Source organism: Niallia sp. FSL K6-0212 (assembly GCF_038007605.1).
In the GTDB taxonomy this organism is placed as follows: Bacteria; Bacillota; Bacilli; order Bacillales; family Cytobacillaceae; genus Niallia; species Niallia circulans.
Genome location: NZ_JBBOXL010000001.1, coordinates 1,542,885 through 1,557,980, shown reverse-complemented (window position 1 = coordinate 1,557,980; position 15,096 = coordinate 1,542,885). Strand labels below are relative to the sequence as shown.

Genomic DNA, 15,096 nt, shown 5'->3' with positions numbered 1-15,096 from the left:
CTTTTTATTCATTTGCTAATTTAAATTTCTCATTTGTTAAAGTAAATTTACCTTTTAGTCCTGAAGTTAAATAAACCTCTTTATCCTTGGTTACAAAGATGGCCTCTATTCCCTCCATTTTTTCTACCGCCTTTAACCCTTCTTCTATCCCTTTTATAAATATGGTTGTTGAATATCCGTCGCCATCAAATGATTTATCAGAAACAATCGTAATACCCGCAACTTCATTATTGACAGAATAGCCATTTTTAGGGCTGAGAATATGATGGTATTTTACTCCATCCACCTCTAAATACCGCTCATATATCCCAGAAGTAACGATCGAAGTATTCGTTTCCTCCATTTTCCCCACCATTTCACCTCTATCGGAAAATGGATCTTGAACTCCTACTTCCCACGGCTTTCCAGAAGGATTTGTTCCTTTTACATAAATGTTTCCTCCTAAATCAACAATCGCAGATTCTACCTTATTATCATTTAATACTTTTATAACTTCGTCTGTAATAAACCCTTTGGCAATTCCCCCTAAATCCAGCATCATTCCTTGTTCCGGCAAAAATACCGTTTGCTTGTCTTCATTTAATTCTATCTTTGTATAGTTGATCAATGGTAGAACGGCATTAATTTCTGATTGTGTTGGCTTTTTCTCGTCCGGGAATCCAATATGCCATAAATTAGTTAATGGTCCAATCGTTATATCAAAGTCCCCTCCTGAGTACCCACTATATTCTTTACCAGCTTTCACTAAACGGTAAATATCTTCTGGGACCTGAACTGGATTCCGACCAGCATTTTCATTTATTTCATCAACAATCGACCCATCTTCATTTACTGTGATTTGGCTTGCCAATAACTCTATTCGATCAAATACTTTATCCAGTACAGCTTCCTTGTCTTTATCATAGATTTTAATCGTGACAACTGTCCCCATTAAAAATTCCGTTCTTTTATACGGATTACTATTTACCATTGCGTTCGATTCCTTTTGTTTTCCACATCCAATTAATAAAAGGAGGGCAAGAAAAAGAATCGCAGCGAATTTGAATTTATTCATTAAAATCATCCCTTCTATGAATATCACATTTCGATTGTTTTATCTTGTCTCTAAATATAAACAAGTCTTTAAATTATTGGTCATGTGAATTTATTCACATTTATAACACCGTCATTTTATCATTGCTTTCTGCCACTGTCTATCGACTTTTTGGTGGACAAAACCCTATAAAATAGCTGATTTACGGAATAATCATTGTCTTAATAGTGTTTATCAGCATCTCCTTTAAATATGGAGAATTTATGACAAAAATCCACTATTTATAAATGTTTCGAAAATGTGAACAATCAAAATTTTAAATTGTAGACATTCTATGAAGTCCATAGACAGATAAAAACCACATTGTTATATTAAAATTGTTCAAAACTTCACAAATGAGCGATTAACAATTAAGGGAGTGAATAGGAAGAATGGACAAGAAAAATATTGTCATAATCGGAGCAGGTTATGCGGGAGTTCATGCTGCAAAAAAGCTTGCTAAAAAGTATAAAAAAGATGATTCGGTTTCCATTACACTTATAGATAGACATTCCTATCATACAATGATGACTGAATTACATGAGGTTGCTGCGCATAGAGTAGAACCAGATGCTATTCAATTTGATTTACGCCGTTTATTTAATCGTACAAAGGTTAAATTGGTTACAGACAACGTGAAACATGTTGATTATCAAAGTAAATTAGTTACAACTGAAAACGGCCAATTCTCCTTCGATTATCTCATCCTAGGGATGGGCGGCGAACCAAATGACTTTGGTACACCCGGAGTACAAGAAAATGGCTTTACCCTTTGGTCTTGGGAAGATGCTGTTAAATTAAGAGAACATATTGAAAAGATTGTTCGTAAAGCTGCTCGTGTTCATGATGAAGCTACAAGAAAGGCAATGCTTACCTTTACTGTATGTGGTTCAGGCTTCACAGGAATCGAAATGGTTGGAGAACTGATTGAATGGAAAGAAAGATTAGCCAAAGACAATAAGCTAGATGCAGAGGATATTACTTTATATGTGGTAGAAGCTGCTCCTACTATATTAAATATGCTAGAACGCAGAGATGCCGATAAAGCAGAAAGCTATATGGTAAAAAAAGGAGTAAAAATCTTAAAAAGCTCTCCAATCGTCGAAGTAAAAGAAGACGCTATCGTATTAAAATCAGGCGAAGAGCTTCCAACTTACACTCTTATATGGACAGCTGGGGTCCGCGCAAATTCAGATACAAAAGATTACGGCATGTCAGCTGGAAGAGCAGGCCGCTTAAAAGTAAATGCTCATATGGAATCTGAAGACTATAAAGATGTCTATGTAGTCGGCGACTTAGCCTATTTTGAAGAAGAGCCTGGAAAACCAACTCCACAAATTGTGGAAGCGGCCGAACAGACTGCTATGACTGCAGCAAAGAATATTATTGCAGAAATCAGCGGCGGTGAAAAAGAAAAATATGAAGGTAAATACCATGGGGTTATGGTTTCTATCGGAGCAAGATACGGTGTTGCAAATTTAAGCGGCATGCATTTAAGCGGCTGGTTTGCAAATTTCATGAAGCATATGGTTAATCTATATTATTTCTTTGGTATTAGAAGCGGCTATTATATGTACCAATATGTGATGCATGAATTTTTCCACACAAAAGATAAACGTAATATTTTCCGTGATTTCTTAACCCGCTATGGCAATGTTCTTTGGAGCTTACCTTTACGTGTATTTGTCGCAGGTTTCTGGATTGTAGAAGCATGTGCGAAGCTTTGGGGAGAATCCACATGGAAAGATTCTATTTCCAGCTGGTCAAAGGTTCCAAACTTATTTAATGGTCTTGGAGACGATTCATGGTTAACTGCAACAAGTGTCAAAATGCCTTTTGAATGGCTGCAAACTGCTACAAGTGGTGCAAGTGAAGCTGCTGCTTCTACTGACTTTGCAACCCCCATATTAAATAAAATGCCATTCTGGTTTGAGTGGATTATGAAAATTATGCTTCCAACTCCGGAAGTTGCACTATTTATGCAAAAAATGATGATTTTCATTGAGTTAGCAATCGGATTAGCCATTCTTGCTGGTTTATTCACATGGTTAGCAAATGCTGCAAGTGCTGCATTCCTAGTAATGTTTACACTTACTGCAATGCTTGGCTGGGATAAAGTTTGGGCCTTGCCAGCTTCTATTGCTTTAATGAATGGGTCTGGTCGTACATTTGGATTAGATTATTGGGTTGTTCCTTTCCTTCAAAGAAAATTGGGCGACTGGTGGTATGGTAAAGAACGAGCAATCTATAAAGACTATAAATAATAAAAAATTTGCTAGAAACATAGGGAATTAAAGTTCCCATGTTTCTAGCACCCTTTGAATCAGTAAAGGAGAAAAAAGAAGCTAGTGGTTTTATATTCTTTGATCTTTTCTTAACCCTTAAGCTTTTAAGACAGTAGATTGTCTTCCACTTTAGGATGCTTGCATCAATCTGTTTAACAATAAGATTAGTTATAGAATAAAGAATCTATCATACCGTATTCTTTTTTGCCCTGTACTGATTAATAGGAGTCAGTATTTATTTAACCTACAATCAACTTATTTATAGTAATAATTATATCGCAAGAATGGAAGTTGAGAAGATGACAAAAAATCAACGCCTTGTATATATAGCACTGCTTGCTTCTCAAGCGGTAATTATAAGCTTATTAGAACGGGCTATCCCATTTCCCTTTGCATTTGCTCCCGGAGCAAAGCTTGGATTAGCAAATATTATTACCTGCTTAGCCTTATATACACTTCCTACTAAAGATGCCTTTCAAGTGGTCGCAATCCGGCTCTGTCTAGCCACCTTATTAGGAGGAACACTTTCTACTTTTATGTATAGTGCCAGCGGAGCCCTCTTAAGCTTTATCGGCATGTGGGGTGTAAAGCAGCTTGGAACAAAACGAATTAGCTTAATTGGCGTTAGTACAACTGGAGCCATTCTTCATAATATTGGTCAATTAGCAGTTGCAAGTTTTGTTGCACAAACCTGGACAGTATTCTTATATTTACCTATTCTATCTTTTATCGGTATCCTATCAGGAATAGCAATAGGAATACTAGCCAACTATTTAATCACACATGTAGAAAAACTACAGTATTATAGAGATTTATCGGAAATAAACGAATCTAGATAGGAAAGAGGTTAAACTATGCGTGTACATCAAATGTGGGATACGTATCCAGAATTAAAAAATGACTTGTCAAAAGTACTTCAATTAATTGAAAGCAATATTCGTGTTCGTGACAAAGTAGTTGAAAAAACGATTAAGGATTTAATTTATTCCGGTGGCAAGCTACTCAGACCTGCCTATTCCCTCCTTTGTTCACAAATAGGTCCGTCTAAAGATAAAAATCGTGCAATAGCAGTGGCAGCAGCGTTGGAAACCTTGCATATGGCGACGCTGATTCATGACGATGTTATTGATGAATCGCCAACACGACATAACATTCCAACCATTCATACTCATAATGGAAATAAGTTTGCCATCTATGCGGGTGATTATTTATTCTGTGTTTGTTTTACCATTTTATCTAAGTACGCAACATCTCTTTCCCATTTAGAATTTAATGCCCGCAGTATGGAAAAAATCTTAAGCGGAGAATTAGATCAATTAAACGCTCGATACCAATCTACTGTTACGGTGAAAAAATATTTAGCAAGAGTCTCTGGAAAAACAGCCCAGCTTTTTGCCGTAAGCTGCTATTCTGGTGCGGTTGAAAGTGAAGCAAGCAGACCACTCGCCATGAATGCTTGGAATATGGGGCATTATATTGGCATGGCTTTTCAAATAATGGACGATATTCTCGATTATAAAGGAGATTCCCAAACATTAGGAAAGCCTGTGATGGCAGATATTAAACAAGGTCACTATAATTTACCACTTATCTATGCAATCCAAACAAATCCGCATGAGCTGATTCCTATATTAGATAAAAAAGAATCCTTGACTGACGAAGATATGGCGCAGCTTTCTAAACTTATCGCTAAATATAAAGGAGTAGAAAAAGCAGAGCTCCTTGCTAAAAAATATACAGAGAAAGCAATTAAACAACTAAGTAAATTACCTGATGGGGATTACAAAAACCATCTTTTTGAAATTACGCTTAGCTTATTAAATAGGAATGTGTAATGAGTATGGTAAAAATCCGATCCAACTCTGCATGCTGCTTGTCACTAGTTGGACTCGGACTTTTTAATAGCTGTCATTCTCTATTAAGCTGATCTTTAAATTCCCAAAAGCCCGGAATACTGTCTAGGTCATATTGATAGGTAGATTGTATAAGCATTAACTTCAGCTCTTGTGAAAGATCTGCCATATCATTTGGACTTGTTCTTTTTGTTAATTTATTTACCTTTGGTTCGAACAACTTTATTAGCTCATGGAGCATTTCCGGATCTGCCTTTGCCCTTTTTACCATCGTATACATATCGGTCATTTGTCCTTTTCCTTTCGCTCGTCTTCCTGGGTTTCCTTCCATTCCTTCAGTAGTTGATCCATTTTTTTATCTAATCTTAGGAGAACAAATAAAGATAAGGTTAGTGGAAAACCAAAATTGCTAATCATTGTCATCCATTGCGTCATATCTACTAATTCCATCTGCCTTCCTCCTTGTTATTGATAATTGAAAGAATACGTTTTAAAGCCGTTTTTCTTGTTTTTGAAACATATTGTTGAGACGTTCGAATTCTCCGGGCAATTTCTGTATCCGTAAATTTATAAAGATAGGCATAGGTAAGGATCTTTCGTTGGGAAGGAGTCAAGTTCAGAACGGCTGAATAGATTGTTTTATTTGAAATATATTCCTCCATCTCAGACCATCGTTCCTCCTTCTCGACTATTGCTTCTATTTCAGCCTCTTTATCATTTAGATTAATATCCTTTTCTCCTCCCTCTTCCTTCTCGGTCAGTATTAACGGAAATCGTTTTTGATACATGGATAAGTTTTTATTAAAATTTATGGTACTGTACTCCATCGAAGAAGTGATATACGAAGTAAACCGAATGGTAAAGAAATGCTTTTTAAAAGATTCATCCACCTTTTCTTTATTTTCCTTTGTCGGACATTCTAGCGCTTTTTTTAACAGATGAACATTGACCTTTTTCTGCAAAAAACTCTTTACAATTGGATTGCTTAATAATGATTTATTTTCCTCTAAAAATGCGGTAAAAGCTTCTGATTGAGAAGAACGGCATTCTTTCATCCTTTCGACCTCCCAAAAGGAACATATGTTCTGTTTTTGTTGTAAAAAAAGGGACTAATCTTCATTAGCCTCTTTTGCCTATATGTTATCTTTACCTCCTTCTATATATATAAAGAAAGATTTCATGTAAAAATAACAACCACTTGTCCCATTTTCATTTAATCGATTACAAATAACTTTACATCAAAGATAACATTGTCTGGATTTTCTTCCAATACGACAATAGTCCAGTTTTTGGCTAATATCTTTGTAAATTGCTGAAAGGATTCCTTCGGCAATGTAATAGTTCCAATTGATTCACCGCGGTCCTCATAGTCTCTTCCCTCTACTAATTGATATTTCAATAGTATAAGCCTTTTTAACGTTCCCTTAGTCAAAAAGGTTATTTCATAATCATCTTGCATAATCGCTTTGACGCTAGCTTTATTGTCTTTATAATAGGAGAAAAGCGTCTGCCAATCTGGCAAGCCATTTCCACAGTTCTGAAAGAACGCAAAATCTTCTGTTTCGAGAGCTTTGCTAACCGCCTCTTCCTTAAATCCCTTTGCTTTCACTTGCTCCAGCATAATTGCATAATTAAGTGCCACTCTCATCATAAAACTTCTACTCCCTTCCCCACTTCATATTGATTTCATCCCAAGAAAAAGATAAATTGATAGAAAGACTTCATTAGACAGCTTTCTGTACCATTATCTGAATAGTTTAAGTATAATCTATTTTGAAAGGAGTTAGGAAAATGATTACACAAAATCCATTTGTTTCATATAGTGTTGCAATGGTAACCCCCTTTGACCAAAGGGAAAAGCTTTCGCAAACCGGCATCTATTCATTAATAGATTACTATAAACAGAATCATGTCCCAGCACTGCTTATTAGTGGATCAACAGGGGAACAGCATTCCATGACAATCGAAGAAAGACAGATGCTCTATCGGGAGGTAAAGTCCGCAGGGAAAGATGATTTCCTTCTCATTGGTGGAGTTGCTGCTGTAAGAACGACAGAGGCCATTCGACTAGCGGAAGCTGCTCAAAAAGAAGGGTTAGATGGAATAATGCTAGGGTTTCCTCCTTATTTACGTATAAGTCAGAAAGAAGCTGCAGCATATGTCGAACAAGTTTGCACAGTTACCGATTTACCCATCTTGCTTTACAATAATCCATCCCGTACTGGATTTAACCTGGAATTAAATACTCTCTATCGTATAGTAGAGAAACTTCCCCAAATAAAAGGGTTAAAGGAAGCTGGAAATCCCGACAATGCTCTTATCCTTCAAAAAGAGCTTGGTTCATCCTTCTCTGTCTTAACCGGTACAGATTTATACCTTTTAGACCATTTGCGTAACGGATATAATGGAATTACTAGTATAATAGGAAATATTTTTCCCCAAGAAATACAACAAATTGTTCAATTGATAAAATCACAAAAATGGGAATTGGCGGAAAAACAGTTCTCCAAATTGCTGCCAACGATACATACTATTCTAGAAATAGGTGCACTGCGGGCTATTAAATATCTATTATCTGAAAGCAACATAGAAGCAGGTATTTGTAGAGAGCCATTATCCACTTTGAATAAACAAGAACAGAAAACCCTAATGGAGGTTTGGCAAAAAGGAGAGGCATGATGAAAAAACACTTCCAACCTATTATACTCTTAATTACGATATTGATTTTAGCTTCTTGCAGCAATAAGCAAGGGCAATCAGCAGCATCTAAACAAGAACCTATTTCCTTAACCATCTCTGCTGCTGCCAGTATGCAAGATGCATTAGAGTCAATCAAAGAGAAATTCGAAAAGGAGCACCCAGATATTACCCTAACTTTTAATTTTGGTTCATCTGGAGCATTGCAGCAGCAAATTTCCCAGGGAGCTCCCGTCGATTTATTTCTCTCTGCAGCAGAAGATAAGATGGCGCTTTTAATAAAGGATGGCTTCATTAGGGATTCCGATCATATGAACTTAGTTAAGAATAATTTAGTATTAATCACCAATAAACAGGCTGACACTACTATCGATAACTTTGCAGATTTAGAAACATTGGATACAGAAAAAATCGCTATCGGTATACCCGAATCCGTTCCAGCAGGAAATTATGCAAAAGAAACACTGCAATCCCTGCATATATGGGAAAAGATCCAAGAAAATATCGTTCCTGCAAAGGATGTACGCCAAGTTCTATCTTATGTAGAAACAAATAATGTAGCAGCAGGCATTGTTTATGGAACCGATGCAAAGGCTTCTGCTACTGTTCAGGTAGCAGCAATTGCGGATGAAGCGAGTCATTCTCCCATTGTTTATCCTCTAGGTATCATCAAAGACAGTAAGCATTATCAGGCAGCCAAAGTATTCTATGACTATTTGCAGACACCCATTAGCCTAGAGGTTTTTAAAGAAAATGGATTTATTGTTAACTAAAGAGGATTGGAGTAACTTTTGGTCTCCCATTTCTCTTTCCTTGCAAGTGTCACTCATTGCCACTGTCTGCGTCATTGTTTCGGGAATAATTCTAGCCGCTTTATTAGCGAGACGAAAATTTAAAGGCAAGGTATTGCTGGAAACCTGTTTGTTACTGCCAATCGTTCTTCCCCCAACAGTTACTGGCTTTTTATTGCTCGTTGTCTTTGGACGCAATAGTATCATTGGAAAAGGAATCGAATGGCTTTTTCATCAACCAATTATTTTTACATGGTGGGCTGCAGTAATTGCTGCATTTATGGTGTCTTTTCCTTTAATGTATCAATCGGCAAAGGCTGGGTTTATCCAGATTGAACGCTCGATTGAAGAGGCGGCACGTGTTGATGGGGCAAACGAGTGGAAAGTTTTAACATCTATTTCTATTCCACTAGCCTCCCACTCGCTTATGTCTGGAAGCATCCTTAGCTTTGCCAGAGGTTTAGGAGAATTTGGTGCAACTTTAATGTTTGCCGGTAATATCCCAGGGAAAACACAGACACTGCCTACTGCTATTTATGTCGCCATTGAAACTGGCAATATGAAAATGGCTTGGATTTGGGTAATAACCATCACCATTATTTCTTTTATTATGCTAGCTTTATGTCAGCCGAAACAACAATAGCCTTTCTTGTCTCTGCGTATTTCCTTACAAGTTAGTGTCAATACTGATTTGAGAAATAGACAAGCATATCATTTGGTATTTTTCCTTTCTCTGCTTTAATCTAAAATGGACAATAATCCACCTATGTGGAATTTTAAGGAGATGATTTTGCATGAAAATTACTTATCATGGTCAATCCACTATTGAAATTAGTACAGAAGGAAAGTCTTTAATTATTGACCCGTTTATTAGTGGCAACCCTTCTGCTGTTACAAAAGTGGAAGAAGTGAAAGTGGATGCTGTTTTACTGACACATGCACATATGGATCATATTCTCGATGCGGCACCAATCGCCAAAGCAAATAATGCTCCAGTTGTTGCTAACCCTGAATTAGCTGCTTATATGTCTTGGCAAGGTGTAGAAACAATTGGTATGAATATCGGCGGAACAGTCGATTTAGGCTTTGCTAAAGCAAAAATGACGCATGCATTCCACAGTTCCGGGATTATTGATGAAGAAAATAAAAATATCTTATATGGCGGAATGCCAGGTGGATATATTATTGAAGCAGAAGGGAAAACCATCCATCATGCCGGAGACACTGGACTTTTCAGTGATATGAAGATGATTGGAGACCGACACCATTTAGACGTTGTCTTTCTACCCATTGGAGACCATTTTACAATGGGACCCGAGGATGCGCTGCAAGCAGCCGAATGGTATCAAGCAAAATTAATTATTCCCATCCACTACAATACATTCCCTGTAATTGAGCAAGACGCTAAGGCGTTTGTAAATAAGCTTGAGGAACTTGGTTTGAAAGGGAAAGTATTAGAACTAGGGGAAACATTCGAATTGTAAGAAAAGCATTGGGCTAGAGTACACATCAAACTAGTAGTTTTGAAACGTTGCAGACAAACTTGGTTTGTCTGCAATGAATATGAAGTGGGGAAATGAGGTTGATATCGCATAAATACGTGGGATATTAGCCTCTTTTTCGTTTTTTATTTGCAGAAAGCTATTGCCTTTTCAATCAAGTTTTGCTTTTATCAGCCAAATTGGAGTAGATATCAGCCAAACTTTGATTTTTTCAGCCAAACTGGTGCACTTATCAGCCAAACTTTGGTTTTTTCAGCCAAATTGGAGCACTTATCAGCCAAACTTTGGTTTTTTCAGCCAAAGTGAGAGAGCGTCTATAATTTTGTGTAAATGGTTATACTTACCAATTAAGGAGATGATCATTTATGCAAGATCTACGGAATATGACAATTAGAGAGTTGGCCAGTCAATGTGAAACAGTTGATGATATCCACATGATGTTAAAAGAACTTTTTAAGGAAACTCTTCAACAAGTATTTGAAGCTGAAATCGAGGAACACTTAGGTTACTCTAAACACAATGTTAGTGGTATTAACTCGGGAAATAGTCGCAATGGCTATAGTAAAAAAACCATTAAATCTAAGTTAGGTGAAACTAAATTAAATATCCCTAGGGATCGTAAAGGAGAATATGAGCCTCAGATTATTAAAAAGTATGAGACCTCCATCAATGGCTTAGAGGATCAAATTATCGCCCTTTATTCCAAGGGAATGTCTACTAGAGATATAGAAAGTCATATGAGAGACATATATGGGATTAGTGTTTCTCCGACTTTAGTTAGTAAGGTAACTGATAAGGTTTTACCACTTGTTTATGAGTGGCAATCCCGTCTACTAGAATCTGTATATCCAATCGTGTTTTTAGATGCTATTCATTTTAAGGTAAAGCATGAAAATAGGATTGTGAGTAAAGCTGCTTATACCGTTCTCGGTATTAATACAGATGGGATAAAAGATATTTTAGGTATTTGGATTGGCGAAGAAGAAAGTGCTAGTTTTTGGTTAAATGTATGTCAAGATTTAAAAAGTCGCGGGGTCGAAGACATCCTAATAGCCTGTAAAGATGGGCTTTCTGGTTTTACTGAAGCTATTAACGCTACTTTTCCTAAGGCTGATGTTCAATCTTGTATTATTCATCAACTACGGAATAATTCCAAGACTGTTCCCAATAAAAATCGTAAAGAATTTATGAACGATTTAAAGAATGTCTATAAGGCCTTTACCATTGAACAAGCGGAAATGGCCTTTGAAGAATTTAAAACAAAATGGGAAAAGAAGCATCCATCTGTTATTAAGTCATGGGAAAATAATTGGTTAGAGCTTACCACTTATTTCTCTTATCCAGTGGAAATTAGAAAATTAATTTATACAACGAATACTATTGAAGCCTTTCACCGACAACTAAGAAAAGTCACCAAAACGAAAACGGCTTATCCTACGGATAACGCTTTAAGAAAAATTGTTTATCTAGCGACTATCGGTGTAACGGATAAATGGACTATTCCTGTGCCTGGATGGTTAGAATGTAGACAACAGTTTGAAATAATGTTTGAGGGTCGATTTGGGAAATAATCATTTTTTATGATTTTCTTACGCTTTAGGGCTATGCCCTAAGGGTTTATCGCTTTGGTTCTCCCAAAAGAAAAAGAGAGGATAACGCCTCTCCACTTTTGTACAGAACCCTACTAGGTGCTCGGGGTGCTCCCCAGCATTGCCCTATCCCCCTAATAGGTAAGAATCTTATAGTGATAGTATTAACCATATATAGTAATTAAATCATTTACACAAAATAATTTACATTCCCCAAAGTGATGCATCTATCAGCCAAACTTTGGTTTTTTCAGCCAAAGTGATGCATCTATCAGCCAAACTTTGGTTTTTTCAGCCAAAGTGATGCATCTATCAGCCAAAACCACATTTTATCAGCCAAACCTCTCTCAAACTAAAAAAGGCCGCCCGCAACGGACAGCCTTTCCTATTACATTACTTTGCTTTCTTCTTCCCATTGAGCAATTTCTTTTACTCTTGCTTCCACTTGCTCTTGTGTGAGTCCATGTTGTTTTACATAGAAGTTTCTTGGATGTGTGCGGCACTCATGGCTGCAGCTTCTCATATACTTCTCTTCATTTTCTTCACTGCAAAGCATTTTGCGGTTACACTCTGGGTTTGCACAGTTTACATATCTTTCACATGGCTCCCCAGTAAAGAAGTCACGTCCTACAATCACATGTTCTTTTTGATTGACTGGCACACTGATTCTTTGGTCGAATACGTAGCATTGACCATCCCAAAGCTCGCCTTGTACTTCTGGGTCTTTTCCGTAAGTCACAATTCCCCCATCTAATTGGCTTACATCTTCAAAACCCTCTTTCATTAGCCAGCCAGAGAATTTCTCACATCTTACTCCACCCGTACAGTAAGTAAGAATCTTTTTACCTTCTAGTATATCTTTATTTTCTTTTATCCATTGTGGCAGTTCTCTAAATGTTTCAATTTCTGGCTTAATCGCACCTCGGAAATGACCAAGATCATATTCATAATCATTACGAGCATCGATCACAATTGTATCAGGATCTTGCATTTTCTCATAAAATTCTGCTGGTTTTAAGTGCTTACCAGTTAATTTAAGTGGATCTACATCGTCCTCTAAGCTTAAGTTAACTAATTCTTTTTTATGACGAACATGCATTTTCTTAAAAGCATGTCCATCTGCTTCATCAATTTTGAAAATAGTATCGCTGAAACGCGGATCCTGTCTCATTGCTTCGATATACTTGTCTGTTTGCTCTACCGTACCAGAAACTGTTCCATTAATCCCCTCGTGGGAAATTAGAATTCGACCTAATAATCCTAGTTCTTTACAAAAAGCTAAATGCTCTTTGGTTAATTCCTCCGGATTTTCAATCGGTACATATTTATAATAAAGTAATACTCGATATTCACTCATTGTTCAACACCCTATTCCTTCTAAAAATTATCTATTAATAACTATACACCAATTGTGTCAATAGTAAAAATCCATTGCTTATTTGTAAAATCGCAAACAAACAGAAAGAGACTTCACTCATCGAAATCTCCCCCTGCTTAAAAATAAAGTTAAAATAATTATAAGGTAATACGAGCTAAAAAGAAAGATGCAGATTTTACCTAGTATTAAAATTCCATTCTTTCGTAGCCTTTACATACTATCATAAAAAATACTATTAACTAACTCGAAATTATAGCAAGGGATACTCCTTAAAGAAGTACCCCTTGTTTGACATTTTCTATTGATTATCCTTCTGTTATGGTCGTATGAAAGTGGAGCGCACAACCATATTTAGACTGCTGAAATATTTTCTCTACATGGCGTATGGCAAGCTCCGCTGATAAAGATGTAACAACTACTAGCTCCGCTTTAATCTTGTTAATAACCTTTATGCTAGTTGTGATGTAATCATCCTGGTAATTTTCAAAAACATCTCGGACATAATTTATTTGTCCACAGAAAAATTGAATAGTATATTGATTCATTTTTCTATCACTTTAAGCAGAAGCAGCCGAATCACTTTTTCTCCCCTCCATAACTTACGGCGTTTGCTTTATTTGCTGCCATAACGAATGGTATATACACCAGTGTAGAAACAGCCAAGCAAACAAAACCAAGCAATAGCGCAATATAATTTCCACCTGTTCCAAGGAAAGCAATCAGCGGTCCTGGTGTAGTCCATGGAACGGAATACGCAATTGGTGGAATCAATCCTGATACAATCGCAACATATCCAATAATAATATTTATGGCTGGAACAAGAATAAATGGCACAATTAAAATTGGATTTAATACAACTGGCAAACCAAAAATAATTGGCTCATTTATATTAAATATCCCTGGTGCAAGTGAAAGTTTTCCAATATCCCTGTAATCCTGCCTTTTTGCCACAATAAAGATAGCAATAAGCAATCCCAGCGTCATTCCGGAACCACCATAGTTTGCAAAAGCATCATTAATTGCCCAAGTTACGGGATATGGTGCTCCCCAAGCTGTACCGTGCTCTGCGACGAAGTTAAGGTTTTCTAAGCCCGCTTCTGCAAACATAGCTTCCCGTATAGCAGCAATGGTATTCGGACCATGGATTCCAAAAACCCATAATAGGTTGGAAACTATCGCTAAGATAACTAAGGAAACAATATTGGTGCCTAAACTCTTCAATGGAGTTTGAATCACTGCGTAAATAAATCCATGTAAGCCTTCTGGATAAACTGCATTTATTAAAGCGTTTGCAATAGCGAACACCACAGTAATAATTATAATAGGAAATAATACTTTAAAAGAACGAGAAACAGCCGGAGGTACAGAATCAGGCATGTTTATTTGTAATTTTTTGGATCTAGATAATCTGCTGAAAAGCTCACCAACTAGTAATCCCACAATTAAAGCAACAAATAGTCCCTGTGCTCCTACCCATTGAGTTGTTAAAAAGTTGGTTCCTTCTACATTGGTATATGGTGGATAAATAATAAAAAATACAGAAAGACCTGTCAGCCCACTTAATAATTCATCGGCTTTGAGTGAAATTGCCATATTTCTGGCAACGAGAAAGACGATGAACATAGATAATATATTAACAGAGCCATTTAATACAGGAGAAAAAACCGCTTGTAAATCAGCTAAATTTGGAAATAATTTATGCAAGAATAGGATTTTGGCAATGAATCCGTCTGGTGCTAAGACAGCAAAATTTAGTAATACAATTAATGAACCTGCAAGCGTAATAGGAAAAGATAGAATAAATGCATCGCGGATAGCAACGATATGCCTTTGCGAGTTTAATTTTGCTGCAACTGGCACTAACGTTTTCTCCGCAAACTTTTCAAAGGCCGCCATAAAACCCATTATAATTCCCCCTAAATAAATATG

Annotated in this window: 16 protein-coding genes; 8 read left to right on the top strand and 8 right to left on the bottom strand. The window is 36.7% G+C overall.

The features are described 5' to 3' along the window. Positions 1-4: 4 nt before the first annotated feature. Positions 5-1,054, bottom strand: a complete 1,050-nt coding sequence (locus MHH96_RS07325) for an FAD:protein FMN transferase (RefSeq protein ID WP_047944273.1) — start codon at positions 1,052-1,054, stop codon at positions 5-7. 410 nt (positions 1,055-1,464) lie between these two features. On the opposite strand from MHH96_RS07325, the gene MHH96_RS07320 reads away from it, so the two are divergent. The 3 genes from MHH96_RS07320 to MHH96_RS07310 all read left to right on the top strand — a co-directional run bounded on the left by MHH96_RS07320 (position 1,465) and on the right by MHH96_RS07310 (position 5,192). Next, the gene (locus MHH96_RS07320) at positions 1,465-3,336 is read left to right on the top strand and encodes an FAD-dependent oxidoreductase (protein ID WP_047944274.1); all 1,872 of its coding nucleotides are present in this window, start codon (positions 1,465-1,467) and stop codon (positions 3,334-3,336) included. Between the two features lie 320 nt (positions 3,337-3,656). Further along, positions 3,657-4,196 (top strand): Gx transporter family protein, encoded by a 540-nt coding sequence (locus tag MHH96_RS07315; protein WP_047944275.1) that lies wholly within the window; start codon positions 3,657-3,659, stop codon positions 4,194-4,196. Between the two features lie 15 nt (positions 4,197-4,211). Then, the gene (locus tag MHH96_RS07310; protein ID WP_047944276.1) at positions 4,212-5,192 is read left to right on the top strand and encodes a polyprenyl synthetase family protein; all 981 of its coding nucleotides are present in this window, start codon (positions 4,212-4,214) and stop codon (positions 5,190-5,192) included. Positions 5,193-5,265: 73 nt separating this feature from the next. Here the strand turns inward: MHH96_RS07310 and MHH96_RS07305 are convergent, their stop codons facing one another. The 4 genes from MHH96_RS07305 to MHH96_RS07290 form a co-directional block, all read right to left on the bottom strand. Beyond that, positions 5,266-5,499, bottom strand: coding sequence for a hypothetical protein (locus MHH96_RS07305; RefSeq protein WP_047944277.1), 234 nt, complete (start codon positions 5,497-5,499; stop codon positions 5,266-5,268). Continuing rightward, entirely contained in the window at positions 5,496-5,660 is a 165-nt protein-coding gene (locus MHH96_RS07300) for a YvrJ family protein (RefSeq protein WP_095257964.1), read from the bottom strand. Before MHH96_RS07300 ends, MHH96_RS07305 begins: the two co-directional genes overlap by 4 nt. Continuing rightward, entirely contained in the window at positions 5,651-6,265 is a 615-nt protein-coding gene (locus MHH96_RS07295; RefSeq protein ID WP_047944278.1) for a sigma-70 family RNA polymerase sigma factor, read from the bottom strand. The genes MHH96_RS07300 and MHH96_RS07295 overlap by 10 nt, the downstream gene beginning before the upstream one ends. Positions 6,266-6,423: 158 nt before the next feature. Further along, positions 6,424-6,861, bottom strand: a complete 438-nt coding sequence (locus tag MHH96_RS07290) for a hypothetical protein (protein ID WP_047944279.1) — start codon at positions 6,859-6,861, stop codon at positions 6,424-6,426. Positions 6,862-7,001: 140 nt separating this feature from the next. Between MHH96_RS07290 and MHH96_RS07285 the strand changes: the two genes are divergently transcribed. The 5 genes from MHH96_RS07285 (at position 7,002) to MHH96_RS07265 (ending at position 11,771) form a co-directional block, all read left to right on the top strand. Further along, the gene (locus tag MHH96_RS07285) at positions 7,002-7,889 is read left to right on the top strand and encodes a dihydrodipicolinate synthase family protein (protein WP_047944280.1); all 888 of its coding nucleotides are present in this window, start codon (positions 7,002-7,004) and stop codon (positions 7,887-7,889) included. Beyond that, positions 7,886-8,680 (top strand): molybdate ABC transporter substrate-binding protein, encoded by a 795-nt coding sequence (gene modA / locus MHH96_RS07280; RefSeq protein ID WP_047944281.1) that lies wholly within the window; start codon positions 7,886-7,888, stop codon positions 8,678-8,680. The genes MHH96_RS07285 and modA overlap by 4 nt, the downstream gene beginning before the upstream one ends. Next, positions 8,661-9,341, top strand: a complete 681-nt coding sequence (gene modB, locus MHH96_RS07275) for a molybdate ABC transporter permease subunit (RefSeq protein WP_047944282.1) — start codon at positions 8,661-8,663, stop codon at positions 9,339-9,341. Before modA ends, modB begins: the two co-directional genes overlap by 20 nt. 151 nt (positions 9,342-9,492) lie before the next feature. Beyond that, positions 9,493-10,182, top strand: coding sequence for a metal-dependent hydrolase (locus tag MHH96_RS07270; protein ID WP_047944283.1), 690 nt, complete (start codon positions 9,493-9,495; stop codon positions 10,180-10,182). 383 nt (positions 10,183-10,565) lie between these two features. Next, positions 10,566-11,771: an IS256 family transposase gene (locus MHH96_RS07265; RefSeq protein ID WP_061800615.1), complete on the top strand. Its 1,206-nt coding sequence runs from the start codon at positions 10,566-10,568 to the stop codon at positions 11,769-11,771. Positions 11,772-12,177: 406 nt separating this feature from the next. Here MHH96_RS07265 and trhO read toward each other — a convergent pair whose 3' ends face one another. The 3 genes from trhO to MHH96_RS07250 form a co-directional block, all read right to left on the bottom strand. Next, positions 12,178-13,146, bottom strand: coding sequence for an oxygen-dependent tRNA uridine(34) hydroxylase TrhO (gene trhO / locus MHH96_RS07260; RefSeq protein WP_047944692.1), 969 nt, complete (start codon positions 13,144-13,146; stop codon positions 12,178-12,180). 326 nt (positions 13,147-13,472) lie between these two features. Next, positions 13,473-13,712 carry a hypothetical protein gene (locus MHH96_RS07255; RefSeq protein WP_047944691.1) on the bottom strand — a complete coding sequence of 80 codons (240 nt, stop codon included), beginning with the start codon at positions 13,710-13,712 and terminating at the stop codon, positions 13,473-13,475. A gap of 31 nt (positions 13,713-13,743) precedes the next feature. Further along, entirely contained in the window at positions 13,744-15,072 is a 1,329-nt protein-coding gene (locus tag MHH96_RS07250) for a PTS sugar transporter subunit IIC (RefSeq protein ID WP_047944690.1), read from the bottom strand. Between the last annotated feature and the right edge of the window lie 24 nt (positions 15,073-15,096).

Coding starts and splice junctions, on each gene's coding strand:
- MHH96_RS07315 (WP_047944275.1), top strand. CDS start 3,657: ATGACAAAAAATCAACGCCTTGTATATATAGCACTGCTTGCTTCTCAA.
- MHH96_RS07290 (WP_047944279.1), bottom strand. CDS start 6,861: ATGATGAGAGTGGCACTTAATTATGCAATTATGCTGGAGCAAGTGAAA.
- MHH96_RS07265 (WP_061800615.1), top strand. CDS start 10,566: ATGCAAGATCTACGGAATATGACAATTAGAGAGTTGGCCAGTCAATGT.
- modB (WP_047944282.1), top strand. CDS start 8,661: ATGGATTTATTGTTAACTAAAGAGGATTGGAGTAACTTTTGGTCTCCC.
- MHH96_RS07285 (WP_047944280.1), top strand. CDS start 7,002: ATGATTACACAAAATCCATTTGTTTCATATAGTGTTGCAATGGTAACC.
- MHH96_RS07250 (WP_047944690.1), bottom strand. CDS start 15,072: ATGGGTTTTATGGCGGCCTTTGAAAAGTTTGCGGAGAAAACGTTAGTG.
- MHH96_RS07310 (WP_047944276.1), top strand. CDS start 4,212: ATGCGTGTACATCAAATGTGGGATACGTATCCAGAATTAAAAAATGAC.
- modA (WP_047944281.1), top strand. CDS start 7,886: ATGATGAAAAAACACTTCCAACCTATTATACTCTTAATTACGATATTG.
- MHH96_RS07320 (WP_047944274.1), top strand. CDS start 1,465: ATGGACAAGAAAAATATTGTCATAATCGGAGCAGGTTATGCGGGAGTT.
- MHH96_RS07295 (WP_047944278.1), bottom strand. CDS start 6,265: ATGAAAGAATGCCGTTCTTCTCAATCAGAAGCTTTTACCGCATTTTTA.
- MHH96_RS07255 (WP_047944691.1), bottom strand. CDS start 13,712: ATGAATCAATATACTATTCAATTTTTCTGTGGACAAATAAATTATGTC.
- MHH96_RS07270 (WP_047944283.1), top strand. CDS start 9,493: ATGAAAATTACTTATCATGGTCAATCCACTATTGAAATTAGTACAGAA.
- MHH96_RS07305 (WP_047944277.1), bottom strand. CDS start 5,499: ATGACCGATATGTATACGATGGTAAAAAGGGCAAAGGCAGATCCGGAA.
- trhO (WP_047944692.1), bottom strand. CDS start 13,146: ATGAGTGAATATCGAGTATTACTTTATTATAAATATGTACCGATTGAA.
- MHH96_RS07325 (WP_047944273.1), bottom strand. CDS start 1,054: ATGAATAAATTCAAATTCGCTGCGATTCTTTTTCTTGCCCTCCTTTTA.
- MHH96_RS07300 (WP_095257964.1), bottom strand. CDS start 5,660: ATGGAATTAGTAGATATGACGCAATGGATGACAATGATTAGCAATTTT.